The organism is Streptomyces sp. NPDC006711, from assembly GCF_042869775.1.
In the GTDB taxonomy this organism is placed as follows: domain Bacteria; phylum Actinomycetota; class Actinomycetes; order Streptomycetales; family Streptomycetaceae; genus Streptomyces.
In genome coordinates, this window is sequence record NZ_JBIAGO010000003.1 from 545316 (window position 1) to 568827 (window position 23512).

At 71.7% G+C, this 23512-nt stretch carries 23 protein-coding genes; 15 read left to right on the forward strand and 8 right to left on the reverse strand.

Annotation, left to right across the window (positions count from 1 at the left end; translation table 11 throughout):
* Positions 1 to 93 precede the first annotated feature (93 nt).
* Complete coding sequence (locus tag ACFYM2_RS10140; protein WP_388834967.1) at positions 94 to 1332, forward strand: nitrate/nitrite transporter; 1239 nt, start codon at positions 94 to 96, stop codon at positions 1330 to 1332.
* A gap of 45 nt (positions 1333 to 1377) precedes the next feature.
* On the opposite strand, the gene ACFYM2_RS10145 is transcribed toward ACFYM2_RS10140, so the two are convergent.
* From ACFYM2_RS10145 to ACFYM2_RS10160, 4 genes are all read right to left on the reverse strand, one after another.
* Positions 1378 to 3435 (reverse strand): HelD family protein, encoded by a 2058-nt coding sequence (locus ACFYM2_RS10145; protein WP_388834970.1) that lies wholly within the window; start codon positions 3433 to 3435, stop codon positions 1378 to 1380.
* A 122-nt stretch (positions 3436 to 3557) separates the two neighbouring features.
* Entirely contained in the window at positions 3558 to 4193 is a 636-nt protein-coding gene (locus tag ACFYM2_RS10150; protein ID WP_388459548.1) for a TetR/AcrR family transcriptional regulator, read from the reverse strand.
* 22 nt (positions 4194 to 4215) lie between these two features.
* On the reverse strand, positions 4216 to 4590 hold the full coding sequence (locus ACFYM2_RS10155) for a toxin Doc (protein ID WP_350228818.1): 375 nt from the start codon (positions 4588 to 4590) through the stop codon (positions 4216 to 4218).
* On the reverse strand, positions 4590 to 4829 hold the full coding sequence (locus ACFYM2_RS10160) for a hypothetical protein (RefSeq protein WP_350228819.1): 240 nt from the start codon (positions 4827 to 4829) through the stop codon (positions 4590 to 4592). Before ACFYM2_RS10160 ends, ACFYM2_RS10155 begins: the two co-directional genes overlap by 1 nt.
* Before the next feature lie 137 nt (positions 4830 to 4966).
* Here ACFYM2_RS10160 and ACFYM2_RS10165 point away from each other — a divergent pair, with 137 nt between their 5' ends.
* The 7 genes from ACFYM2_RS10165 to ACFYM2_RS10195 all read left to right on the forward strand — a co-directional run bounded on the left by ACFYM2_RS10165 (position 4967) and on the right by ACFYM2_RS10195 (position 12275).
* The gene (locus ACFYM2_RS10165; protein WP_388834972.1) at positions 4967 to 5479 is read left to right on the forward strand and encodes a carboxymuconolactone decarboxylase family protein; all 513 of its coding nucleotides are present in this window, start codon (positions 4967 to 4969) and stop codon (positions 5477 to 5479) included.
* 552 nt (positions 5480 to 6031) lie between these two features.
* Complete coding sequence (locus ACFYM2_RS10170; RefSeq protein ID WP_388459549.1) at positions 6032 to 6895, forward strand: ArpA protein; 864 nt, start codon at positions 6032 to 6034, stop codon at positions 6893 to 6895.
* The gene (locus ACFYM2_RS10175; protein ID WP_388834975.1) at positions 6835 to 8268 is read left to right on the forward strand and encodes an APC family permease; all 1434 of its coding nucleotides are present in this window, start codon (positions 6835 to 6837) and stop codon (positions 8266 to 8268) included. The genes ACFYM2_RS10170 and ACFYM2_RS10175 overlap by 61 nt, the downstream gene beginning before the upstream one ends.
* Before the next feature lie 13 nt (positions 8269 to 8281).
* Positions 8282 to 9268 (forward strand): ornithine carbamoyltransferase, encoded by a 987-nt coding sequence (locus ACFYM2_RS10180; protein WP_388459551.1) that lies wholly within the window; start codon positions 8282 to 8284, stop codon positions 9266 to 9268.
* Positions 9265 to 10047: an SDR family NAD(P)-dependent oxidoreductase gene (locus tag ACFYM2_RS10185; protein WP_388834978.1), complete on the forward strand. Its 783-nt coding sequence runs from the start codon at positions 9265 to 9267 to the stop codon at positions 10045 to 10047. Before ACFYM2_RS10180 ends, ACFYM2_RS10185 begins: the two co-directional genes overlap by 4 nt.
* Before the next feature lie 397 nt (positions 10048 to 10444).
* Complete coding sequence (locus ACFYM2_RS10190; RefSeq protein ID WP_388459553.1) at positions 10445 to 11788, forward strand: efflux RND transporter periplasmic adaptor subunit; 1344 nt, start codon at positions 10445 to 10447, stop codon at positions 11786 to 11788.
* A 73-nt stretch (positions 11789 to 11861) separates the two neighbouring features.
* The gene (locus ACFYM2_RS10195; RefSeq protein ID WP_388834981.1) at positions 11862 to 12275 is read left to right on the forward strand and encodes a hypothetical protein; all 414 of its coding nucleotides are present in this window, start codon (positions 11862 to 11864) and stop codon (positions 12273 to 12275) included.
* 64 nt (positions 12276 to 12339) lie between these two features.
* Here ACFYM2_RS10195 and nadE read toward each other — a convergent pair whose 3' ends face one another.
* Positions 12340 to 13170: an ammonia-dependent NAD(+) synthetase gene (nadE, locus tag ACFYM2_RS10200; protein ID WP_358999074.1), complete on the reverse strand. Its 831-nt coding sequence runs from the start codon at positions 13168 to 13170 to the stop codon at positions 12340 to 12342.
* Positions 13171 to 13309: 139 nt separating this feature from the next.
* A complete protein-coding gene (locus ACFYM2_RS10205; RefSeq protein WP_388834985.1) occupies positions 13310 to 13891 on the reverse strand; it encodes a PadR family transcriptional regulator in 582 nt (193 codons plus the stop codon).
* An 87-nt stretch (positions 13892 to 13978) separates the two neighbouring features.
* Between ACFYM2_RS10205 and ACFYM2_RS10210 the strand changes: the two genes are divergently transcribed.
* The 7 genes from ACFYM2_RS10210 (at position 13979) to ACFYM2_RS10240 (ending at position 20745) form a co-directional block, all read left to right on the forward strand.
* A complete protein-coding gene (locus ACFYM2_RS10210; protein ID WP_358999080.1) occupies positions 13979 to 14410 on the forward strand; it encodes a nuclear transport factor 2 family protein in 432 nt (143 codons plus the stop codon).
* Positions 14411 to 14590: 180 nt separating this feature from the next.
* Positions 14591 to 15103: a 2Fe-2S iron-sulfur cluster-binding protein gene (locus tag ACFYM2_RS10215; protein ID WP_358999083.1), complete on the forward strand. Its 513-nt coding sequence runs from the start codon at positions 14591 to 14593 to the stop codon at positions 15101 to 15103.
* Positions 15100 to 16104: a xanthine dehydrogenase family protein subunit M gene (locus tag ACFYM2_RS10220; protein ID WP_358999086.1), complete on the forward strand. Its 1005-nt coding sequence runs from the start codon at positions 15100 to 15102 to the stop codon at positions 16102 to 16104. Before ACFYM2_RS10215 ends, ACFYM2_RS10220 begins: the two co-directional genes overlap by 4 nt.
* Positions 16105 to 16266: 162 nt before the next feature.
* On the forward strand, positions 16267 to 16515 hold the full coding sequence (locus tag ACFYM2_RS10225; RefSeq protein WP_350228832.1) for a DUF5133 domain-containing protein: 249 nt from the start codon (positions 16267 to 16269) through the stop codon (positions 16513 to 16515).
* 207 nt (positions 16516 to 16722) lie between these two features.
* Entirely contained in the window at positions 16723 to 18273 is a 1551-nt protein-coding gene (locus ACFYM2_RS10230; protein ID WP_388834989.1) for an MFS transporter, read from the forward strand.
* 314 nt (positions 18274 to 18587) lie between these two features.
* Positions 18588 to 19976 (forward strand): FtsW/RodA/SpoVE family cell cycle protein, encoded by a 1389-nt coding sequence (locus tag ACFYM2_RS10235; protein WP_358999165.1) that lies wholly within the window; start codon positions 18588 to 18590, stop codon positions 19974 to 19976.
* Between the two features lie 118 nt (positions 19977 to 20094).
* Entirely contained in the window at positions 20095 to 20745 is a 651-nt protein-coding gene (locus ACFYM2_RS10240) for a hypothetical protein (RefSeq protein WP_388834992.1), read from the forward strand.
* Between the two features lie 42 nt (positions 20746 to 20787).
* Here ACFYM2_RS10240 and ACFYM2_RS10245 read toward each other — a convergent pair whose 3' ends face one another.
* Together ACFYM2_RS10245 and ACFYM2_RS10250 are read right to left on the reverse strand one after the other, a co-directional pair.
* Complete coding sequence (locus ACFYM2_RS10245) at positions 20788 to 21987, reverse strand: cytochrome P450 (protein WP_358999095.1); 1200 nt, start codon at positions 21985 to 21987, stop codon at positions 20788 to 20790.
* Positions 21980 to 23050 (reverse strand): cytochrome P450, encoded by a 1071-nt coding sequence (locus ACFYM2_RS10250; RefSeq protein WP_358999098.1) that lies wholly within the window; start codon positions 23048 to 23050, stop codon positions 21980 to 21982. The genes ACFYM2_RS10245 and ACFYM2_RS10250 overlap by 8 nt, the downstream gene beginning before the upstream one ends.
* Positions 23051 to 23512: the final 462 nt, after the last annotated feature.

A 23512-nucleotide genomic window follows, 5' to 3' on the forward strand; every position in this document is an offset into this window, starting at 1 on the left:
CGCCCGGGGTCTGACCTGCCGGGGCCCGCCGGGCTACCCCGTACGGGTCAGCCCGGCGGGCCCCCGCAGGTCGGGAGGCCTTGACTTGAGGACGTGGACACCTCGAAGCCCTCCGCCGCCGCGTACCGGAATCTGGTGACGGCCACGGTCGGGTTCACGCTCACCTTCTGGGCGTGGGACCTGGTCGCTCCGCTGGCCGGTGACTACAAGGACCGGCTGGGTCTCAGTTCGTTCCAGGAGTCGTTGCTCGTCGCGGTCCCGGTGCTCGTCGGGTCGCTGGGGCGGATTCCGGTGGGCGCGCTCACCGACCGCTACGGCGCCAGACTGATGTTCCCGCTGATGTCCGCCCTGACCATCGTGCCCGTGCTCCTGTTGATCCCGGCGCGTGACAGCTACGGCCTGATGCTGGTGGTCGGGTTCCTGCTGGGGCTCGGCGGCACGACCTTCGCCATCGGCATCCCCCTGGTCAACTCCTGGTTCCCGCCGCACAAAAGAGGGTTCGCGCTCGGCGTGTTCGGCATGGGCATGGGCGGCGTGGCGCTCTCGGGATACCTCACGCCCCGCATCGCGAAGCACGGCTATCACGTGCCGTTCCTCGTGGTGGCGATCGCCCTCGCCGGGTACGCCGTCCTCGCGGCGCTGCTGATCACCGACCGCCCCGGCCGGCCCGTCCCCACGGCGACGCTGGGGGCCCGGCTCGGGCGGGCGGGGCGGCTGCGGGTGACGTGGGAGCTGTCCGCGCTGTACGCGATCGGGTTCGGCGGGATCGTCGCGTTCGGCGTGTATCTGCCGACCTACCTCAAGAGCTGGTACGCCCTCTCACCGACCGACGCGGGCACGAAGGCGGCCGGGTTCGCGCTGGCCACGGTCGTCTTCCGCCCGGTCGGCGGCTGGCTGTCGGACCGGATCCACCCGGCCGTGGTCACCTCGGCCGCGCTCGGCGGCGTGGCCCTGCTCGCGATCGTGCAGGCCTTCGACCCCCCGCTTTACCCCGGCGGCACCACGGCTCTGCTGCTCATGGGCGCCAGTCTGGGAACGGCGAGCGGCAGCGTCTTCGCCCTCGTCTCGCAGGTGACACCGCAGCCACAGGTGGGCAGCGTCACCGGCATCGTCGGGGCCACGGGCGGCCTCGGCGGCTTCGTGCCGCCGCTGGTCATGGGGGCGATCTACAGCGCCAAGGGCTCGTACTCGATCGGCTTCATGCTCCTGTCCGACCTGGCGCTCGCGGGCTGCGTCTATGCCTACGCCCGCATGCGCACGAGCCGTCCCGACGAGCCGGGCCCCCGCGAAGGCCCGCTGGTCGAGGCGCACGGCCGCGCCCCCGCCGGCTGACGTCCGGGCCCGCCTCGCCCGGCGCGGGCATGCGGGCCCGCGTGCTCAGGCGAGCTCTCCCAACTGCGCGGGCAGCGGCCTGCTGTGGACGATCTCGAGGCCCGAGACCGCGCGCGTCAGGACCACGTACAGCCGGTGCAGACCGCGTTCCTCGGACGCCGCGATCGCGGCCGGCTCCACGGCCACGACATGGTCGTACTCCAGCCCCTTGGCCAGCGTCGCGGGCAGCAGCGTGACCCGTGCCCCGGCCGAAGCGTCGAGGCCCGCCGCCGCGACGGCCTCCCTCAGGGCGGGCACCTCGTGGTCGGCCGCGATGACACCCACCGACCCCTGCCGGCCCAGCGCCGCCCGCACCGCGTCCACGACGGCCGCCGCCAGCTCCTGCGGCCCCACCCGCCGATGACCCAGCCGGCCGTCCCGGCGCAGGGACCGGCCCGCCGGTACGTCCACGTCGAGGGCGGGGAGCAGCCGGTTGGCCAGCTCCACGAGCGCGGCCGGCACGCGAAATCCCGTCGTCAGCGGGACCACGGCGGCGTCCGGCTTGCCCAGGTGGGCCAGCTGTCCCGGCCAGTCGCGCGCCGCCCAGGCGGTGGTGCCCTGGGCCAGATCGCCGAGCACGGTGAGCGAGCCGAACGCCGCGCGGCGCGCGATCGCCCGGCACTGCATCGGCGACAGGTCCTGCGCTTCGTCCACGACGATGTGTCCGTACTGCTCCGGGTGTTCGATGAGGCCCGACACCTCGTCCAGCAGCACGAGATCGGCCGCCGACCACTTCGCGGACTTCCACGACCTCGGCGGCTTCGCCCACAGCAGCGCCTTCTGCTCGACGGGATCGAGCAGCCTGCCGGCGGCCGCGGCCAGCGCGTCGGGGTCGGTGAACAGGTGGGCCAGCACTTCCTCGGGCTTCACCCGGGGCCACACCGTGTCCACGTACTCCGTCACCGGACGAGCCCGGGTGATCTTCTGGAGCCAGGTGTTGTTCATGGGCCCGGACCGCCGCTCCGCCTGGAGCTGGATGGCCCGGACGGCGCGGCTGCGCACCCGCTCGCGCCCGACGGCGTAGGGCGGCGCCTCGGCCCGTACCGCATCGACGATCGCGGCGAGCTCGTGTCGCGGCACCCGCCAGGTGCTCGAACCCTCGCGCAGGGCAAGGGAGTTGACCGGTGGCGCGATCCGCCCGTACAACGCGCGCCGGAGCACGTCCGCCATGCGCACGTCGTGTTTGACGAGCGCCGCGCGCGCCTCGTCGACGGCGCGCACCTCACGGCCGCGCGTCTCGCGGACGATCTCGTCCTCCACGGTGGACTGACGGATGTCGTTCTCGCCGAGCGCGGGCAGGACTTCGCAGACGTAGCCGAGGAAGGTGCGGTTGGGGCCGAGCACCAGCAGGCCCCGGCGCTGGACGCGCTGGGGGTAGGTGTAGAGCAGGTAGGCCGCACGGTGCAGGCCGACGGCGGTCTTGCCGGTGCCCGGGGCGCCCTGGACACATACGGACCTGGCGAGTTCGCACCGTACGAGGTCGTCCTGGTCGGGCTGGATGGTCGCCGCGATGTCGCGCATGGGGCCTACGCGGGGGCGCTCGATCTCGCCGGTGAGGATCGCGCCCGGCCCGCTCGTCTCGCCCGCCGTCAGGTGTTCGTCCTCCAGGCTTGTCAGGTCCTCGGCGGCGCCCCGGCTCCCCTGCGCCCAGCCGAAGCGGCGGCGGACCGCGACGCCCTGGGGGTCGCGGGCGCCGGCCTGGTAGAAGCGGCGCGACACGGGGGCGCGCCAGTCGACGACGAGGGGCGGGGCCGAGGGGTGTTCGCTGATGCGGCGCCGGCCGATGTGGTAGCTCTGGCCGGCGTGACCGGCGTCGGCCGACGCGTCGAAGTCGAGCCGCCCGAAGAACAGCGGCCCCTGCGGCATCTCCGCCAACTCCTTGGCCCAGCTGCGGAGTTGATATCCGAGGACTTCGGCGTCGGCGCCGGACGCGAAGGCGTTCTCGCCGATCACGACCCGGTGCCCGGCACCCTCGGTCATGGCGGCGAGGGCCGCTCGGCAGGTGGCGTGGTGGGCCCGCTCCTGGTCGAGTTCCCGATCGAGTTCCCGGTCGAGTGACGTCATGCCGACCAGAGTACAGCAACTCGGTCACATATTTAACTCGGTAACGATCAGCGGGTCGCCCCGCTGCCGGGCCCGGCAGCCGCGCCCGGCACCGCCGCCGGCCCCGCCCCGCGCGAACCGGCTCAGCGGCGCGGCTCGCCGTACTGGGCGCCAAGACCCTCCCTCAGCTGCGCGAACGCCCGGTCCGCCGCGTCGGCCGCCTGCGGGTACAGCGCGTCGGCGCTCTCACCCGCCGCGATCCGGCTCCAGTTCTCCATCGCGAGGATCCGCTGGGTCGCGGCGATCTGGCCGGCCGCGAGACGCGCGCCGAGCCCGTCGCCCAGTTCGGCGGCCAGCGCCCGCTCCGACCGGTCCTGGTAGCCGTACAGCCGGGCCACCAGGCTCGGGGTGCCGTACAGCAGGCCGTGGTAGGCGAGCACATGCGGGTTGTCGCTCAGGCCGGTCACCGGGTCACGGCGCTCAAGACCCCGGCGGAAGTGGGCGTGCAGGGCGCCGAGCGGCGCGAGCCCTTCGGCGCGGCCGGCCGCCACCACGCGCGCCGCCTCGTCCTCGTGGTCCGCGAACCGGTACAGGACCAGGTCCTCCTTGGCCGGGAAGTACCGGAACAGGGTCGGCTTGGAGATCCCGGCGGCCGCCGCGACCTCCGCGACCGACACTCCGTCGAAGCCCCGCTCGAGGAACAGCGCGACCGCCGTGTCCGACACGGACTGGTACGTCTGCTGCCTCTTGCGCTCCCGCAAACCCATCTCACCGCTCATGGCAGGAGCGTACGTCGGGCGGTCAGATGCGCCAGGCGCGGATGCGCTCGGCGGCCTGGTACACGCTGACCTTGCCTTCCTGGATGTCGCGTACGAGGTCGACCATGGCGCCGTACGGCGGGTCGATGCCCTCGCCCGACGCGTACATGTACGCGGCCGTGACCTGGCAGGCGTACAGGCTGTTGCGGTGCGGCAGCGGCTGGAGGCGCACCAGGGTGTGCAGCAGCGCCGCCGCGCGCCAGGAAGGCTCGGGGTCGGCGGTGGCGGGGCGCGGGATGCGGGTCCTGTGGCGGGCGACGGCGGCGACGAGCGCGGAGTAGTCGGCGACGCTCACGTCTTCGGGGACGGCCTGCTCCTGCACGTCGAGCAGCCAGGGGACGTCGATGTAGAGAGCCATCAGGCGGCATCCGCCCCCTGGTCGCGGGCGGCGGGTGGCGCCTCGTCGGGAAACGCCTCGTCGAACTCGGCGCGCTGGCGCTCACCCCAGGACAGCGCGTAGCGGACGAACTGGATGCGCTGCTGTTCACGCAGCGGCAGGTCGTGGACGTACTGCTTGAGGGACTTGCCCTCGGCGGCCGCGGCGGCACGCACCGCTTCCAGTTCCTCTTCGGTGAAGGTGATGTTCAAAGACGGCATGAAAGCGATGGTACCTAGTTGGTACCTGCTCGGCCATCGGGGCGTCGCGTGGAGAACTTTCCGCCGCGCTGTCACATCGGTCGCCGGCGCGGTGTCAGGGCAGGGAAGGCAACACGAACAGCACTGAGGAGAAGGCCATGACCACGCGAACGCACTCGATCACCACCGGGACCCCGATGGCCCCGCGCATGTCCGACGACCCCGCACGGCTGGTGCCCGAGCTGGCGGAGGTGTCGGCGGCGCTGTTCAAGGCCACCGGCAACGGCTCCGTGCCCCGCACCACGATCAGCCTGGTCCAGCTGCGGGCCGGGCAGATCGTCGCCAGCACCTATCTGGCCGTTCTGCACACGGGCTTCCTGCGCAAGGCCGGGGAGTCGGACGAGCGGATCACCTCGGTGGCGACCTGGCAGGACTCGCCGTACTTCACCGGCGCGGAGCGGGCCGCCCTCGCGCTCGTGGAGGCCGTGCTCCAGCCGGCCGGGGAGGGCGAGCGGGTCACGGACGCGCTGTACGCCGAGGCCTCCCGCCACTACGAGCCCAAGGCGCTCGCCACGTTGATGTTCGCGATCGGTCAGGTCAACTTCTTCATTCCCGTGGCGCTCATCGCCAAGCCGGTACCGGGGCGGCCCTTGAACGCCCCCTGGAACTGACCCCCGGCATGCGCTCCCGTCCGGGCCGCGACCGGCCCGGACGGACCGGCGCGCCCCCGCGCGCCCCGGTGACGCCTGTTCGCCCTGCCCGCCCCGCACTACCGTTGCGGACGTGGATCTCATCTCCCATCCGGCCGCGACGGGCGGCCGAGTGGCCACAGTGCGCCAAGTACGCGGCGACGGGGGCGGCCGGGACCCCGCGCGCTCCCGGGGTCCAGAACGGGCGGGCGCCGGAGGGGGCCGGGCCGGGGCTCATGGTAGGGACCCGGCGGGCGCGGGAGACTCAATTCCCCTGGCCCGTGCGGATTTTCGCGACAGAACAGAGAAGAATGTCAACGCGATCGGCCGTCGATCTTTTCCTCGCCGTAGAAACGTCGCGGAAAAAGGGAGACATCCAAGCCATCGGGCGGTGGCGTGAATTGTTCCTCCCCGCCGCGACTCGCGGGTGGCGCACTGTTCACTGGTGAATGACCAAAGCCTCCCGGACCGTGCGAGCCCGTGGCCCGGGCCTTGACGGCGGCCGTGCCGGGAAGATCGGGGAACGGATTTGTCATGATCGAAGAAAGCGCACGCACCGACAGCGTCGTCGGCGCCCTGGAGCACCATCTCGTCCACGAGGTCTCCCCTCTGCGCCTGCAACGGGCCCGGCCCGCCTTCCTCACCCAGGGCTTCGTGAAGGCGGGCTTTCTGGCGCCGCACGACGTCAAGAAACTCGTCGCCGAGGAGACGGAGGCCCTGATCGGCGGGCACGCGGTGCGGCGGGACGAGAGGTTCGCCGAGACCGGTGGCACACCCCGGCGGATGCACAACGTGCGCCGCGCCGAGATAGCCGAGCACGGCCGGATCCTGCCCGGCGTGTACCGCTCCGCCGGCCTCAGGGAAGCGCTGTCCGTCATCGCGGGCGAGGACGTGCTCGAATGCCCTTACGCTCCCGAGCAATTCGTCATTACCGAACTCACCCGGTCCGGCGACACCCACGGCTGGCATTGGGACGACTACAGCTTCGCCCTTGTCTGGGTGATCGACTGCCCACCGCTGGAACAGGGCGGTTTCATTCAGTGCGTACCGCGCACGGAGTGGGACAAGGAAAATCCGCAGCTGCACCGCAGCTTCGTGTCACGGCCCATTCATTCGGCCGAACTCCGCCCCGGTGACCTGTATTTCCTGCGCTCCGACACGACCCTGCACCGCGTGTACCCGGTCACCGGCGGCAGGCGGCTCATTGTGAACATGGGGTACGCCGCGCGCCGTGATCTGGTCAAGCCCCTGTCCCACGAGACCATGGACGCCCTGTGGGCGGATCCGGAGCAGACCCGGGACACGCCCTCCCCCGGAACCGGACAGGAGAGTTCCCAGTGGCGGCGAACGTCCTGCGGCGGCACATCGGAGTCCCCGGGCTCGTCGTCCACTATCTGACCTCCGTCCTGGGCGTGGGGCTCCTGGTCATCCCGGTCCTCGCGTGGACCACGGCGGGGCCCCTGTCGCTGCTGGCCTGGGCCATCCTGATCGTCTACAGCTACCCGTTCGCGCTCGTCTTCGCGAAGCTGTCGACGCTGCACCCCACGAGCAAGGGAATCGCGCGGTTCGTCGAGGTCGCCTTCGGCCGACGGGCGGGCCGCGTCGCCGCGCTCTATCTGCTGATGACGCTGCTCGCGGCCAACCCGGTCCTCGGCCTGATCGCGGGACGCTACCTCCTGGCCGCGCTCGCGCCGGGCGCCTCCAACCGGGCCTCGCTGGCGGCCGGCGCGGCGGTCATCCTCGCCTGCGTCGCGCTGAACCTGCTCGGCGTCAAGGTCAGCGGACGGGTCCAGCTCGCCGTGCTGGTCGTCGTCACGGCGCTGCTGTGCGCCGTCATCGTCCTGGCGCTGCCCCGGGGCAGCACGGCCCATCTCACCCCCCTCGCGCCGCACGGCTGGTCCGCCCTCGGCGACTGCCTGCTGATCTGCTTCTTCGGCTTCATCGGGTGGGAGAACGCGGCGCCCATCGCGGAGGAGGTGCGCGATCCGGCCCGTACCTTTCCCCGGGGCATCCTGTACGCCGTCTGCGCGGTGGGGGTCCTCTACTTCGTCATGGCCCTCACCGTGGCGCTCACGCTGCCGGGCGAGCGCGGCGGCGCGGGTCAACTCGCCGGATTCACCGAGCTGTTGAGGGCCGCCACGGGTGCCGGCCACGCCACCGCCGGGTATCTGGTGGCGGCCGTCCTGCTGGTGCTCACCACGAACGCCTGGTGTTTCGGTACGTCGCGGGTCGTCTTCGCGCTGGCCCGCGAGGGCATCGTCCCGCGCGCTCTGAGCCGGATCTCGCCCCGCACCGGCGCCCCGGCCCGCGCCGTGCTCGCCCTGGTGCCCGGCTACAGCCTCACCCTCGGCCTCCTGGTGGCCACCGACTCCAACGAGTCGGTGCTCATCAAGGCGTCCTCCGCCGCCTACCTCCTGGTCTTCCTGCTCGCCTTCCTCTCCGCCGTACGCCTCGTGCGGACCGGGCCGATGCGCTGGACGAACTACCTGGTCACGGCCGTGACGGTGCTGATGCTGCCCTTCATGGGCGTCAGCGTGGGATACGCGGCGGCCATGTTCGCCGCCGCGGCGCTCATCGAGTCGTGGCGCGCCAGGAAGGGGCGGGCGCAGCGGGAACGGGCCGGCGGGGAGCAGGGCGGGCCGGAGCGGGCCGGCCGGGAGCGCGAGCGGCCTCGCCCGGCCACCGCGCCCGGCCCGGGCAGCGCGAGCACCCCCGCACACGACCCCGACCGCACCACGCCACACCACCACCATCCGCGGCACGACCCATGAGAGAGGTGACGCCGTGTTAGGCCGCCACATATTGGGAATGACCGACTTCTCCGCCGCCGAGCTGCACGACCTGCTCGCCCTCGCCGCACGCATGAAGCGCGGCGAGGACACCCATCCCTATCTCACCGGAAGCGACGTCGGGCTCCTCTTCCACGTCCCGTCCACCAGGACCCGGGTCTCCTTCCAGGTGGCCGCCGCCCAACTGGGCGGACGCAGCTACACCTACGGCCCCGACGAACTGCGCCTGGCCAACAACGAGACCGTCGAGGACACCGCCGCAGTCCTCAGCCGCTATCTGAGCGCCCTGGTGGTGCGCTGGTACGACATGGCCGACTACGGCGCGGGACACCGCAGGCTGCGCACCATGACCGAGCACGCCTCCATCCCGGTCATCAACGCCCTGGACGACGAGGAGCACCCCTGTCAGGTGCTCGCCGATCTGCTGACGCTGCGCGAGCGGTTCGGCGCGCAACTGCCCGAGCGCCGCGTCGTCTACACCTGGGCCTACTCCTCGCGCCAGAAGACCCCCGGCGTCCTGCACTCCTCACTGCTCGCCGCCGCGCTGCTCGGCCACCACGTCACGTTCGCCCATCCGCCCGGCTTCGACCTCGACGAGCGGTACGTCAAGGAGGCCCACGCGCTGGCCGCCGCCTCCGGGGCACGGCTGGACTTCTGCGACGACATGGAGGAGGCGGTGCGGGGCGCGGACGCCGTGTACGTACAGAGCTGGAAGTCGCTCCAGCTGACCGGCCAGGACGAGTGGCAGGCCAGGACCAGGCTCGCCGACCGCTGGCGGGTCACCGAGCCGCTGATGGCCCTGGCCGCGCCCGGGGCCCCGTTCCTCGACTGCATGCCGAGCAATCGCGGTGAGGAGATGGACGCCGAGGTCAAGGACGGGCCGCGCTCGCTGATCCTGGAGCAGGCCGAGAACCGCCTGCACGCGCAGAAGGCGCTGCTCGCCCTGGTGCTCGGCGCCACGGCCGAAAGGAGCGCGCGGTGAACGGGGCGCGGGAGGGGGCGGCTTCGGAGGCCGACCGTGTCGTGCTCGTCACCGGCGGCGCCGGCGGCATCGGCGCCGCCGTCTGCCGGCGCCTCGCCGACCACCGCACCGCGCTGGCGGTGGCCGACCGTGAGGTGGAGGCCGCCCGCGAGGTCGCCCTGGAGGTGCGGTCGGCCGGCGGCAGGGCCGAGCCGTTCGGCTGCGATCTGTCGCGGCCCAAGGACGTCGAGGTGCTGCTCGACTCCGTCGTCGGGCGCTTCGGCGCGCTGCACGGCCTGTGCACGGTGGCGGGCAGCATCCGACGCGGCGACGTCACGGAACTGACGCCCGCCGACTGGCGCGCCACCTTCCAGGACAACCTGGACTCGGTGTTCCTGACCTGCCGGGCCGCGATCCCCCATCTGACGCGGGCGGGCGGGGGCGCCATCGTCACCATCGCCTCCGGCTGGGGTCTGCGCGCGGGCCGCAGGGCGGCCGCCTACTGCGCGGCGAAGGCGGGGGTGGTGATGCTGACCCAGGCCATGGCGCTCGACCACGCGCCGGCCGGCATCCGTGCCAACTGCGTGGCGCCGGGAGACGTGCGCACCCCCATGCTGGAACGCGAGGCGCGTCAACTGGGCTGTCCTGTCGGCGAGTTCTACGCGGAGGCGGCCGACCGGCCGCTGGGACGCATCGGGGAGCCGAACGAGATAGCCGACGCGGTGAGCTACTTCCTCGGCGATGAGGCCTCCTTCGTCACGGGCGCGGTCTTGACCGTGGACGGCGGCGGAACGCTGTAGCGACCGAAGTGGCCGCGCCCCCGGGCGCGGGCCGGCGTGAGCGGCGCGGGCCCGCGCCCGGGTGCAGTGTGCCGCGCCCGGGCCGCCCGCGCCGACGCGAGCCGGCCACACCGGGGAGGGGAAGCCTGACGTGGCCAGGCCCGCAGGGCAAGCCTGCACCCGCATGCCCTTGCTGCCAAGGCGTGTTGACGACACCGGGTAAGAAAAATCCTTCGCTTCGGGACGCCCGTGAGGCAGAGTGGAGGGTGCGGCCGTTGTGACTACGCAGAGCCATCGCCTCCCTCCGGAGCGCATGCCCCAACGGACATGCCCTCATGATCATTCGCGTAAGTTACTAGTCCGTAAGCTTGGCCAGCGGGTCATGGCGGCCCGGTGGAGCGGCTGCGAGGCTCCCCGTATGAAGGTCCTTCCACGGCTGAGCAAAGCCGTCCTGTTGAACTCGGCGCTCGGTGCAGTGCTCATCGCGGCCGTGGGTGGCGCCTACGCGGTGGTGGACAGCGGCAGCGGTTCCGCCCCCTCCCGCACGGACACCCGGACCGCCGCCGTCTCCACGGGAAAGGTGCAGGCGAACGTCGCCGGGGCCGGGCTGCTGACATCGCCCAGTGACGCCGGGGTCAACTTCACCACCGGCGGCCAGCTGACCAAGGTCGAGGTCAAGCCGGGTGACAAGGTCACCAAGGGCCAGGAGCTCGCGCGGGTGGACGACAAGGCGGCCCGCCTCGTGCTCGCGCAGTCCAAGACGTCGCTGGCCGCGGCCAAGGCGTACCTCGACAAGGTCGCCCAGGGCCAGCCCGCGAGTCCGCCGCCGAGCGGCAATGCGACGGCCGGCCCGACCCACCCCGCGGACCCCTCGCCCAAGCCGAGCCCGTCGGCCGGCCTCCCGACGCCGTCGCCCTCCTCGTCCAGCAAGGACCCGGCGCCGTCGCCCAGCCAATCCACCCGGGACACCGTGTCCGGCGTGGCCTTCGTCCAGAAGGTCTCGCGCGCCGTTCCCGTCGCGGCCGCGTCCGTCGACCCCACCCAGCTCCTCCAGGCCCAGACGCAGGTGGCTCAGGCGCAGAGCGCCGTGGAGACCGCGCAGCGCACCCTGGACGGGACGATCCTGACCGCGCCCGTCGACGGCACGGTCGCCTCGGTGGGCGCGTCGGTCGGCCAGACGGTGACCGGGACGACGTACACGGCCGGAACGGGCGCGGTCCCGGGCACGGCGCCCGCGCCAGGCCCCACCGGCAACCCCGCCCCGGGCGGCGCCCCGGCCGCGCCGAGCGGCTTCATCGTCCTGACCAACCCGACCGGCATGCAGGTCAGGGCGAACGTCTCGGAGACCGACGCGCTGCGTCTCAAGCCGGGCCAGGCCGCCACCGTCACCCTGACCGCGCAGTCCACCACCACGCTCAACGCGAAGGTTCTCTCGGTCGGCACGCTCGCGGTCAACGGCGGGGCCCCGGCGGGCGCCGCGCAGTACCCCGTCACGCTCGACATCATGGGTCCGACCAAGGATCTGCACACCGGACAGGGCGTCACCGTCCAGATCGTCGCGGGCGAGGCGTCCGACGCGCTGTTCGTGCCGACGGCGGCGCTCAGCGGCAGCGGCCCCAAGCGCACCGTGACGGTCGTCGGACCGGACGGCTCGGCGCACCCCACGCAGGTCACGGTGGGGGTCGAGTCGGACACCAACACCCAGATCACCGGCGGCCTGACGCAGGGTCAGCGCGTGCGGATCACCACCGTCGCGCCGTGAGGCGAGGGCGGCCCGCCGCGTCATGACCCACCCACACACGGACCCCGCACGGGGACGAGGGAGTACCGAAGACATGGTCCGAGACCGTGACCCGTTCACGAAGGCCGAAGGCCAGGACCCCCGGCCGCCCGTGCCGACGACGACCGAGGCGCCGGGCGCCGGCACGACCCCCGCGCCGGCGCGGGAAACCGCGGCCGAGGCGCTTGACACCACGACCGTGCTGCCCGCGACGGGACCGGCGGCGGCCCGCACGGCAGAGGTGCCCCGGACGGCAGAGGCGCCCCGGACGGCAGGCGTACCCCAGGCGGCCGGTGTAGCCCAGGCGGCCGAGATGGCCCCGGCGCCCGGCACGGCGGACGGTCCGAAGGGTTCCGGCGCCTCGCGCCGGCTCGAAGTGCCGTGGCTGACGCTGCTCCTGGCCGTCGCCATCGTGGCGACGCTCGCCTTCATCGCGGGCGTTCTGGTGGAACGCCACCAGCTCTCATAGGCGTACGGACGCCGCCGCACGCACCTGCCCAGGAGAGGCCCCCGGTCACCCGGGGGCCCAACGGTCAGGGAGCGATGGGCAGTTGGCGCTTGTGCTCGGTCAGGCGGTAGCGGCCAACGATGATCTCGAAGACCCGCCGGTCCACCGGCTTGCCCTCAAGGAAGTCGTCGATGTCGTCGTAGGTGACGCCCAGCGCGTCCTCGTCCGCCTTGCCCGGCGCGAGCGTTTCCAGATCGGCGGTCGGGACCTTCCACACCAGCTCGGTGGGGGCGCCCAGCGCGTCGGCGACGGCGCGGACCCGGCGCTTGGTCAGGCCGGTCAGGGGGACGAGGTCGGCGGCGCCGTCACCGAACTTGGTGAAGAAGCCCGAGACCGCCTCGGCCGCGTGGTCGGTGCCGACGACCAGGCCGTTGTGCGCGCCGGCCACCGCGTACTGGGCGACCATGCGCTGACGGGCCTTGATGTTGCCGAGCACGAAGTCCTGGTGGCCCTCGTCCCGGAACGCCACGTCGGCGCTCAGCGCGGCCTGGAGCGCGGCGTCACTCGCCGGCTTCACATCCACGGTCAGGACGTGGTCGGCCCGGATGAAGGAGAGCGCGACCTGCGCGTCGTGCTCGTCCGCCTGGACCCCGTAGGGCAGCCGCATCGCGTAGAAGCGCGCCTCGTGCCCGGCGGCCCTGGCGCGCTCGACGGCCAGCTGGCACAGCCGGCCCGCTGTGGTGGAGTCGACCCCGCCGCTGATGCCGAGGACCAGCGCCCGCAGGCCGGTGGAGGTCAGCCGTTCGGCGAGGAAGGCCACCCTGCGCTCGATCTCCCGCTCGGCATCGAAGGCCGAGGCGACCTGGAGATCCCGCGCGATCTCCTGTTGCAGGGCGATGGACGCCGTCTCGCTCACGTCTGCTCCTTGTTCCGGTACCTGAGGTGATGTTCTTGAGGGGGTGTTCCTGACGTGATGTCCCGCCCACCCTAACCAAGGCGCGTACCGGCAGGTCGGGCGCGGATGCGTGGACGCACTTCCCTGCCCGCCCGCGCGTTCACCGCTCGGCGCCGGCACCGGCTCCCGCACCGGCCCTGCGCCGCAGGACGGCGGCGATCCGCCGGCACCAGTCACGGTTTTCCCGCTCGAAGGCCAGACCGCGCAGACACGTGAGGTACGGTCCGATCCGTTCGCCGCGCAGCAGGAATTCCTCCTCGTCGCTCTCGCCCCTCAACTGCCGCAGCAGCGCGTCCAGCAGCTCGATCCTGGCGTCGGCCGCCAGGGCCCGCTCCTCCAGCTGGCCGATCACCGCCGTGGTGCCGACGCGGTCCGCGCTGTGGACCTTGACGAGCAGGTCGTCACGGATGAACGAGGGTTTGGCCGGGGCTGCGGCGAACGTCTCCAGCTCGGCGCGGCCGGCGTCGGTGACCCGGAAGACGCGTTTGTTGGGGCGGGTCTCCTGGACCACCTGCCGCCCGGCCACCAGGCCGTCCTTCTCCAGTCTCGCGAGCTCCGCGTAGAGCTGCTGGGGCAGGGCGTGCCAGAAGTTCGCCACGCCGATGTCGAACGCCTTGGCCAGCTGGTAGCCGCTGTACTCGCCGTCGAGCAGCGCGGCAAGGACCGCGTGTCGCAGAGCCATCCTCGTAACCCCTTCCCTTTTGCCTGCCCCTGCGGGCATCCTACTCAACAATCTGACTAGTCACATTGTTGAGTATCAGGAGGAGCCATGGAGACTGCCGAGCGATTCCGCGCCGCCGTGGAGAAGCGTGATCTGGCCGCCCTAGAGGGCCTGTTCACCGAGGACATCCGGTTCTACAGCCCGGTGAAGTTCACGCCCTTCGAGGGCAAGGACATGGTGCTGGGGCTCTTCGGAGTGCTGGTACGCACCTTCGAGGACCTGCGCTACATCGGACACTTCGAGGGCGCGGCCGAGACCAGCGCCAGTGGCGAGGAGGCCCCTTCGGTGATCCTGCCGTTCCGTGCCGTGGTGGAGGGCCGCCAGATCCACGGGATCGACCTGCTGCACTTCGACGCGGACGGGCTCATCAAGGAGTTCACGGTGATGGTGCGTCCGCAGTCCGCCGTGCTGACCCTCGGCCGCGCGGTCATGGCGGGCCTCGTCGCCGACGGACTCGTGCCCGCGCCCGCCGCGCCCTAGGAGCGGCGCTCAAGATGCCGGGGCCGGGGAGCTGTACGAGGGTGGGTACGCGGTCAGGCTGCTGACTGTCCGGATCGAGGAGCCCACACGATGGAACCTAGACACGGCCCGAGCGACGGGGGCCCGGGACCGGGCCCGGCGACCGACCCTGATGCGACCGAGTCACAGGTGACCCTGCGGGTGAACGAGACCACCCACCGGGTCGAACTGGACCATCGCCTCACCCTCCTGGAGTGCCTGCGCGAGAATCTGGCCCTGACCCGCTCGAACCACGGCTGCGACGACGGCCGGTGCGGCTCGTGCACCGTGCTGCTCGACGGCCGCCGCGTGAGCAGTTGTCTGCTGCTGGCCGTCGCGCAGGAGGGGCGCGAGATCACCACGATCGAAGGCCTCGCGGTCGCACCCGGCGCGGAGGAGGACCACCACCCCCTCAGACGGCCCTCCCTCGAACGGGAGGCCGTCCGGTGCGGCTACTGCGCGCCGGGCCAGTCGTCGGCGGCCGCCGGCACGCCCGCCGACACGGCGGCGGGCCAGTCCGCCGTCGTCAGCGAACTGGACCTGCCGGCCGACCCGGCCCGGCTGACCGCCGTCGAGATCATGGAACAGCTCAGCGGAAACCTCTGCCGTTGCGGTGCCTACCCGGGTGCGGCCGAGGTCCTTGAGGACACGGTCCCGCAGGAGGTGACGCGATGAAGCCGGTCGCCTATGTGTGTCCCAGCACCGTGGCGGAGGCAGCCGCCGCCCACGGCGGGCGTCCCGAGGCGCGGTATCTGGGCGGCGGCACCAACCTCGTCGACCTGATGCGTCGCGGCGTCGAACGCCCGGACGTCCTCATCGACATCACCCGGCTGGACCTCGACCGGATCGAGGAGTTGCCGGACGGCTCGATACGCGTGGGGGCGACGGCACGCAACAGTGACCTCGCCGCCCATCCCGCCGTCCGCGAGCGCTACCCCGTCCTGACCCAGGCGCTGCTCAGCGGCGCTTCGGGACAGCTGCGCAACATGGCCACCACGGCGGGAAATCTCCTCCAGCGCACCCGGTGCGGCTACTTCCAGGACCTGTCGAGGCCCTGCAACAAGCGGGTGCCGGGCAGCGGCTGCGGAGCGATCGAGGGCGTCAACCGCGATCACGCGGTCTTCGGCCATTCGCCCCACTGCGTGGCCACCCACGCCTCCGACCTGGCCGTGGCGTTCGCCGCTCTGGACGCGGTGGTCGAGCTGGCGTGCGCGACGGGCGTACGCGGTGTCCCGGTGTCGGAGTTCCTGCGGCTGCCGCAGGACAGACCCGAGCAGGACACCGTGCTCAGGCCCGGCGAGCTCATCACGGGCGTCCTGCTCCCGCCCCTGCCGCCCGGCGCCCGCTCCCGCTACCGCAAGGCCCGGGACCGGGCGGGGCACACGTTCGCGCTGACCTCGGTGGCGGTCGTGGTCCATCTGGAGCGGGACGTGGTGGACCATGTCGCCGTCGCGTTCGGCGGGCTCGCCCACCGGCCCTGGCGCGCCCGGCGCATGGAGGCCGCGCTCGTCGGCGCCGCGCCGACCCCCGAAACGGTCGCGCGGGCGGTGGAGGCCGAGCTGGCCGACGCCGTCCCCCTGCGGCACAACGCCTACAAGATCGAGCTCGCCCGGGGCATGGCACGCGAAGTGCTGGGCTCACTGACCGCCCGCACGGGGGGCCGGGGCTCCCGCTGAGGGGAGCGCCGACGGCAGGGGCGCCGCGCGGGTGCTCGGCGCCGGCGGCGCCGGCCCGCACACCCGTTTTCCCGACTGATTTCCGGTGGATACGTGTGGGGTGAAAGAAGCGGGGCACAAGAGGAAACACATCGTGACCATGTCGACTGGAGGTTTCCCCTCATGCTGATGGCGCATCCGGCAGTGCTCCGCGATCTGCTCGACGAGTACGAAGCCCTCCTGGTGCTGAACGCCGCCGACGGCAGCGAGGCCACCCGACAGCGACTGGACGATGTGTCCTACACGCTGTGCGTGTCGACCGGCACTCGGGACATCGACGCCGCCGTGGTCGCCGCCCGGCACCGACTGCCCGGCGCACGCACCTTCGACGACTCGGTGCTGAGCACCGAGGGCGCGGTGCTCACCGCCTGACACGCCCCTCCTCTCGCGCGTGGGCCGAAGCTCCCCCCGACCGCTTCGGCCCACGCGCGCTCGCCCCACTCGGCCTCTGCCCGCCGCTCTGCGCACCGGCCGGCGCTCCACTGGTGGCTCCCAGGACCCGGGCCTACGGTTGAACAGTGGACGTCTGAACAGTGGACGTCCCAGTCCACGGTCCCTCGTACGAGGGCAGGGTCCACCATGACGAGTCCGCAGCCGGCACCCACGACCGAGCCCGCGGCCCCCGGCAGACGGGAAGGCGGCGGCAAGGGGATCGCACTCCTCGTCATCGCCTCGTGCCAGTTGATGGTGGTGCTCGACGTCACCATCGTGAACATCGCGCTCCCGCACATCCAGAGCGCGCTGCACTTCTCCACCACCGGCCTCGCCTGGGTGGTGAGCGCCTACACCCTCACCTTCGGCGGCCTGCTCCTGCTCGGCGGCCGCACCGGTGACATCCTCGGCCGGCGCCGGGTCTTCATGTGCGGCGTGCTCCTCTTCGCACTCGCCTCACTGCTCGGCGGACTGTCGGGCAGTTCCGGGCAGTTGCTCGCGGCGCGCGCCGTGCAGGGTGTGGGCGGTGCCATCGCCTCGCCGACCGCGCTCGCGCTGATCACCACGACGTTCACCGAGGGCCTTGAGCGCAACCGCGCCTTCGGTGTCTTCGCCGCGGTCTCCGCCGGCGGCGGCGCCATCGGCCTGCTCGCCGGCGGAGTCCTGGTCGAATGGCTCGACTGGCGGTGGGTGCTGTTCGTGAACGTGCCCATCGCCGCCCTCATCCTGGTCGCCACCCCCCGGCACATCAAGGAGTCCGAGCGGCATGCGGGCCACTTCGATCTCGCCGGCGCCCTCACTTCCACGCTCGGCATGGTGGCGCTGGTCTACGGCTTCATCCGGGCCGCCCAGGAAGGCTGGCGCGACCCGTTCACGCTGGGGTCGTTCGCGGCGGCGGTCGTCCTGCTCGGGGCGTTCGTCCTGGTGGAGCGCCGCTCGCAGCAGCCCATCACGCCGCTGCACATGTTCGCCGACCGCAACCGGGCGGGCACCTACGGCATCATGCTGAGCCTCGCCGCCTCGATCTTCGGGATGTTCTTCTTCCTCACCCTGTTCGTGCAGAACGTGCTCGGGTTCTCCCCGCTGCGGGCCGGCCTCGCCTTCCTGCCGGTCAGCGCGATCATCGCGGTGGGCGCGGGCCTGGCCTCCCAACTGCTGCCGAGGTACGGCCCGAAGCCCTTCATGGTGACGGGCGCGCTGCTCGCCGCGGCGGGGCTCGCCTGGCTCAGCCGGACCGACGTCCACTCCTCGTACGCGGGCAGCATCCTCGGCCCGCTCCTCGTCTTCGGATTCGGCATGGGTCTGAACTTCGTCTCGCTGACCCTGATGGCCGTCTCCGGTGTGCCCCCGCACGAGGCGGGCGCGGCCTCCGGGATGCTCAACGCGACCCAGCAGGTGGGCGGTTCACTCGGCCTGTCCATTCTGGTGACGGTCTTCGGCACCGCGAGCAGGAACGAGGCGTCCGATCAGATTCCCCGCTTCCTCGGCCAGGCGGACCCGGCTCAGCGGCTGATGTTCCGGCGCACCGGCACCCTGCCCCGGCCCTGGAGCGACCAGGTGCTCACCTCGGGCGTCTCCACCGCGTTCGTCGTGGCCACGGCCTTCGCTCTGGTGGCGGGCCTGATCGCGGTGTTCGCCATCCAGGTGCGCCCCTCCGACCTCGAACGCCTCCAGGGCGCACAGCCGACCGCCCCCTGAAAGGCCCCAGGTGGCCGGCCGCTCCTGGGCCACGCCTGGCCGGGCGCAACCATGACCGTCCAGGTCCGTGGCACGCTCGGCCCCGGCCCGCTGATGATGACCTGCCACCCTCGCGGCGGGTCCGGCGAGTCCGGTGGGGGCTGAGGGGAACCACCTCCGCCTTCGCGCCGTCTTCCGGCGCGTGATCACCGCGAGCAGTGGCGACATGAGGAACCCGGGCCGCCGGCTCCGGGGGGTGGAGGCTTTCCGTGCGGGGACCCAGGAGCGCTGACTGGCGGACGGCCGGTCAGCCGCAGGACGCCTTCGGGCACACGATGACGTTCGCGGCGTTCTCGCGGGCGCCGAACCGGCGGCGTACGGAAGCCTGGCTGCTGTGCGGTGTCGTCGTGATCACGCTCGGCGGCTACGCGTGCACGGGACTGTCGATGCAGGACCGGCTGCCCGCCGGGTTCACCGGATTCGCGCTCGGCATCGTGCTGCTCGCCGCGGTCGCCCACCTCGCCGTGCGGCGCTGGGCGGCGCGGGCCGATCCGCTGCTGCTGCCGCTGGCCCTGCTGCTCACCGGGCTCGGCCTGGTCCTCATGCACCGCCTGGACATCACCTACATCGCCGAACCGCGGCTGCGCATCGCCCCGGCGGGCAACGGCCAGCTGGTGTGGACGGCCATCGGTGTGGCCGCGTGTGTGGGGCTGCTCCTCGTGCTGCGCGACCACCGATGGCTCCAGCGATACCTCTACCTGATGATGGCCGTGGCGCTGGTGCTCCTGATGGCTCCGGCGTTCTCCAGCGCGGACCAGTTCGGCGCCAAGCGGTGGATCATGCTGGGGCCGCTGTCCATACAGCCGGGCGAATTCGTGAAGATCATGATCGCGGTGTTCTTCGCCGGCTACCTCACCATGAGCCGCGACGCGCTCGCCCTGTCCGGCCGCCGCGTCCTCGGCGTGCGGCTGCCGCCGGGCCGTCAGCTGGGGCCGATCGCCACGATCTGGATGCTCAGTCTCCTGGTGCTGATCTTCGAGCGCGACCTCGGCACCTCGCTGATCTTCTTCGGGCTCTTCGTGATCATGCTGTACATGGCCACGGAACGCATCAGTTGGGTGGTGTGCGGCCTGCTGATGGCGGTGGTCGGCGCCATGGTGGTCGGCTCCCTCGAACCGCATGTCCACGGCCGGGTGGTGGCGTGGCAGCACCCCATGGACGCCTTCACCCAGGCCGGCCGCGCCGCCGGCCAGTCCCAGCAGCTGGGCCAGGCCCTGTTCAGCTTCGGCAGCGGAGGCATCGCCGGAACCGGCCTCGGCCAGGGCCACCCGGAGCTCGTGGGCTTCGCCGGCAACAGCGACTTCATCCTGACCACCGTCGGCGAGGAGCTGGGGCTTGCCGGGGTGATGGCGGTCCTGCTCCTGTACGGGCTGCTGGCGCAGCGCGGTTTCCACATCGCGCTGCTGGCCCGCGACCCCTTCGGCAAACTGCTCGCCGCGGGCCTTGCGGGCGCCCTGGTCCTCCAGGTGTTCGTCGTCACCGGGGGCGTCACCGGTCTGATCCCGCTGACCGGCAAGGCGCTGCCGTTCCTGGCCAAGGGCGGTTCCTCCATGGTGGCCAACTGGCTGATGGTCGCCCTCCTCATCCGTATCAGCGACACCGCGCAGCGACGACACGAGCCGGTGGCGCCCCAACAGGGCCTCGCGTCAAGCGTGTTCCCCTGAGCCACGGGCGCCGCAGGTGGGGGCCCGGTTCCGCCGGCTGCGGGCGGAACCGTGAGGTGTCCATGTCGCGTCCACCCCTGTGGCCACGACATACATCACCTTCAGGAGGAGCCCCACCATGGTCCACCCGGGCAGCAACGTCCCCCCTGCCCCGCGCCGAGGAGGACGGAGGATCCTCCCCCGCCTGATCATTCTCGCGGTGATCCTGGGCCTCGGCTTCGCCGCGTCCCAGCTCTTCCGGCACGGCTCGTCCTCCTCCTCATCCTCCTCAAGCCCCTCGCACAAGAGCGGGGAGTGGAAGGTGGGCGACTGCGGCGGTCCCGACCCCGATGACAGACCGAACGGCTACACGGCGTTCGACTGCGGCGCCTCGGGCGCCACGTTCACGGCGCTCGACGTCCAGGCCGCCAGTTTCATGCCCGACGCCATCCAGTGCCCGGCCGGCACGGACCTCATCATTCAGGTGAGCATCAGCTACGGCTCCAAGAAGAGCTCGGGCGGCGGCATTCCCAGCAAGACGGTCTGCGGACGCAACCTCTCCTCCAGCCACCCCGGCGATCCCGGGGCCGGCGGCGGTCAGTTGGTCAAGGACGACTGTGTGACCTCCACGGCCAAGGAGGTGCCCTGCGCGTCCTCGGGCTCCGGCGCGTACAAGGTGCTCGCCCTCGTCAAGGAGACGTCGCAGTGCCCGTCGGGCACCACCGAGCCCATGCGCCTGACCATGGCCATCGGACGCCCCTACGACGTGATCTGCGCCGCCAAGCAGTAAACCCCCGGCCTGAAGGCGGGCCCAACTCTCCTACTGTGGCGGCTACTTCAGCCGCACGTGCAGCGAGAGCAGGCCGCGGTGGCGGGGGTTGGCCTGCCACCGGGCCTCGTGCTCCTCGCTCGGGCGCAGGGCCGGATAGCGGGTCAGGATCTGGGTGAAGGCGATCTCCGCCTGGAGCCGGGCGAGCGGGGCACCGAGGCAGTGGTGGATCCCGTGGCCGAACGCCAGGTGCCTGGCCGCTTCCTCGCGGCGGATGTCGAACCGGTCGGGATCGGGAAAGACACCTGGGTCCCGGTTGGCGCCGAGCAGTGCCATCTGGACGAACTCGCCCTGCTCCACGGTCCCTTCGGCCACCTCGACGGGTTCGGTGGCGTAACGGAGCGAGGCGAGGCCCGAGGGGGACTCGTACCGCAGGATCTCCTCCACCGCGCCGGGCATGAGCGTCATGTCCCGCTGGAGCGCGGCGAGTTGACCGGGGTGGCCGAGCAGAGTGTGGACGCCGTTGGCGATCAGGTTGACCGTCGTCTGGTGTCCGGCGATGAACAGGAGGAAGGCCATCGAGGTGAGTTCGTCCTCGCTCAGCGCGTCCTCGCCGCCGTCGCCGGCCCCGAGCAGCGCCGACAGCAGGCCGCTGTCGGGCCGCTCGCGTTTGAGGGCGATGAGCGCGCGCAGGTAGCCGAGCATGGACTCGGCGGTGAACACCGACACCTCGCCATCCCCTTGGCCTCCGTCGAGGCTGTTGCCCCGCACCTGAAGCAGCTCGTGGTCGGCGTCACTGGCGCCGAAGAGGGCGAACATGACGGCCACCGGCAGGGGCAGGGCGAACTCGCTGATCAGCTCGGCCTCCTCCCGCCCCTCCCACGCGTCCAGCAGATCCGACACATGGCCTTCGATCATCGGGCGCAGGGCCGCCGTGCGACGCGCCGTGAACACCTGCTGGACGATCCTGCGCAGCCGGGTGTGGTGCGGCGGATCGGAGTTGAGCATGTGCGTGAACAGCGCGCCGCCGGGGCCCCGGGTGAGCCCGACGTGGCGTCCGAACCGCTCCGCCGCGCCGTCCTTGGAAAGCCTCGGATCGGCGAGCAGCGCTCTGGCCTGCGCGTAGGAGGTCACGACCCATCCCTCGACGGCGGCCGGCCCCGGATAGCGGGCCCTGCGCGCCCCGCCCTCCTCGCGCCAGCGCCGGTAGGTGGCGTGGGGGCCATCGAAGAACGAGTCGTCCAGGATCTCCAGGTCAGACATGACGCACCTTGTTCCGGTGGCCGACGTGGACGGTCTTGACCCCCAGGAGCCCCACCAGCGGTACGTCGGCGGTGCGTTGGCCCGGGGCTACGACGAGACCGGTCCGCCGGATGTGGTCCAAGAGGAGTTCGGCGAGCGGCATGACCATGTGGCGCCCCCAGCACCGTTCGGACATGTGCCCGAACGGCAGGTAGCCGGGGGTGTCGTCCGGGTCGAGGCCGTCCCAGCGCTCGGGCCGGAACTCGTGCGGAGCGTCCCACAGGGCGGGGTCGCGGTGGCTGAGGAGCGGCAGCATGAGGAGGTCGTCGCCGTGCCCTATGCGGGCGTCGATCGCGGGGTATTCCGGCGACCTGTTGCGCAGCAGGTTCCACGACGGCGGCAGCAGACGCATCGCCTCGTGCAGGATGGCGCTGTTGGAGACGTCGTCGTCGAACGGCGAGCCGAGCCACAGGGCGTTGGCGACGAGGGTGGAGACGGTGAAACAGACCGGGGCGGCCGCGCGGCGGTAGATGCCCATCGCGTAGCGCCGGTCGTGGTAACTGCCCGCCTCGGCGAACAAGTTGGCCAGGTGGGTCAGCCGGGGTCCCGGCGCGGGGCGCAGGGGCAGGGCCGCACCGGCCACGATGGTGGTCCAGGTGAGCCGGGGGTCGATCTCCAGGGTGCGCGACATCAGCACGCGCAGCCGGAGCGGGTCGTCGCGCAGCACCAGGTCGCGCAGGAACCGGTGCCCGGTGATCGGCCAGGGTCCCGACAGATCGGTCCGCTCCGGCAGGGGGTCGGGCTGTTCCAGGGCGGCGCGGACGTCCTTGCCGATCGTCCGCATCACCGACGAGGCCTCGGTCTTGGTGATCGACCGGCCGTGCAACGGCTTGAAGGTGGGCCGTTCGGTCTCCGTCGCCCGCCGCGCACTCAGAATGCGGTCGGAGAGTTCCGCGCCCGCTATGCCGATGGTGTCGGGTTCAAGGCGGACGAGGTCCTTACCGAGGTGGTCGTCCAACAAGGCTTGCAGACGAGGAGCGAAAACCGTGGTGCGGTTACGGTTGCGCGTTATGACGGATGGCATACGGAGAGCTCCGAAAAATGAAATGCGGAGGGCCCGCACACGCGGCTGACCGAAATTCAGTCGGCCTGCGTTGTGTGCGGGCCCAGGATTGGCCTTCGGCTTAGTACCAGAAGTACCAGGCGGCCTGCTTCAGGCTCGGCTCGGTCTTCTTGAGCTGCGGCAGGCTGATCGGACCACGGGCGCGCAGGGCAGCAATCATCTTCGCCATGTCAGTCACTTCCTCTCATGAATTAATCGGCTGTGAACTGCACGGCCGACTCACACCGATTCGCACATCCGCTGGATGCCGAATGATCGTCGCCGACCGATGAGGGGAAGTGAAGCGGCAGCCACAAGCGTTGTCAATGCTTCCGGTTTTCTTTGCGGGAGCGACCATTCGTTCACCGGGACGCCCCCGCAAACATTCATTCCGGCCCGACGGAAAAGCGTGCCCGAACGGACATCGGCGCTTGCCCGTGCATA

Bases quoted from the DNA above. Each gene is read 5' to 3' on its own strand.
- ACFYM2_RS10250 (WP_358999098.1), bottom strand. From the start codon at position 23,050: ATGCCATCCGTCATAACGCGCAACCGTAACCGCACCACGGTTTTCGCT.
- ACFYM2_RS10235 (WP_358999165.1), top strand. From the start codon at position 18,588: ATGACGTTCGCGGCGTTCTCGCGGGCGCCGAACCGGCGGCGTACGGAA.
- ACFYM2_RS10150 (WP_388459548.1), bottom strand. From the start codon at position 4,193: ATGAGCGGTGAGATGGGTTTGCGGGAGCGCAAGAGGCAGCAGACGTAC.
- ACFYM2_RS10195 (WP_388834981.1), top strand. From the start codon at position 11,862: ATGGTCCGAGACCGTGACCCGTTCACGAAGGCCGAAGGCCAGGACCCC.
- ACFYM2_RS10160 (WP_350228819.1), bottom strand. From the start codon at position 4,829: ATGCCGTCTTTGAACATCACCTTCACCGAAGAGGAACTGGAAGCGGTG.
- ACFYM2_RS10245 (WP_358999095.1), bottom strand. From the start codon at position 21,987: ATGTCTGACCTGGAGATCCTGGACGACTCGTTCTTCGATGGCCCCCAC.
- ACFYM2_RS10170 (WP_388459549.1), top strand. From the start codon at position 6,032: ATGATCGAAGAAAGCGCACGCACCGACAGCGTCGTCGGCGCCCTGGAG.
- ACFYM2_RS10240 (WP_388834992.1), top strand. From the start codon at position 20,095: ATGGTCCACCCGGGCAGCAACGTCCCCCCTGCCCCGCGCCGAGGAGGA.
- ACFYM2_RS10165 (WP_388834972.1), top strand. From the start codon at position 4,967: ATGACCACGCGAACGCACTCGATCACCACCGGGACCCCGATGGCCCCG.
- ACFYM2_RS10145 (WP_388834970.1), bottom strand. From the start codon at position 3,435: ATGACGTCACTCGACCGGGAACTCGATCGGGAACTCGACCAGGAGCGG.
- ACFYM2_RS10230 (WP_388834989.1), top strand. From the start codon at position 16,723: ATGACGAGTCCGCAGCCGGCACCCACGACCGAGCCCGCGGCCCCCGGC.
- ACFYM2_RS10190 (WP_388459553.1), top strand. From the start codon at position 10,445: ATGAAGGTCCTTCCACGGCTGAGCAAAGCCGTCCTGTTGAACTCGGCG.
- ACFYM2_RS10155 (WP_350228818.1), bottom strand. From the start codon at position 4,590: ATGGCTCTCTACATCGACGTCCCCTGGCTGCTCGACGTGCAGGAGCAG.
- ACFYM2_RS10225 (WP_350228832.1), top strand. From the start codon at position 16,267: ATGCTGATGGCGCATCCGGCAGTGCTCCGCGATCTGCTCGACGAGTAC.
- ACFYM2_RS10220 (WP_358999086.1), top strand. From the start codon at position 15,100: ATGAAGCCGGTCGCCTATGTGTGTCCCAGCACCGTGGCGGAGGCAGCC.
- ACFYM2_RS10210 (WP_358999080.1), top strand. From the start codon at position 13,979: ATGGAGACTGCCGAGCGATTCCGCGCCGCCGTGGAGAAGCGTGATCTG.
- ACFYM2_RS10205 (WP_388834985.1), bottom strand. From the start codon at position 13,891: ATGGCTCTGCGACACGCGGTCCTTGCCGCGCTGCTCGACGGCGAGTAC.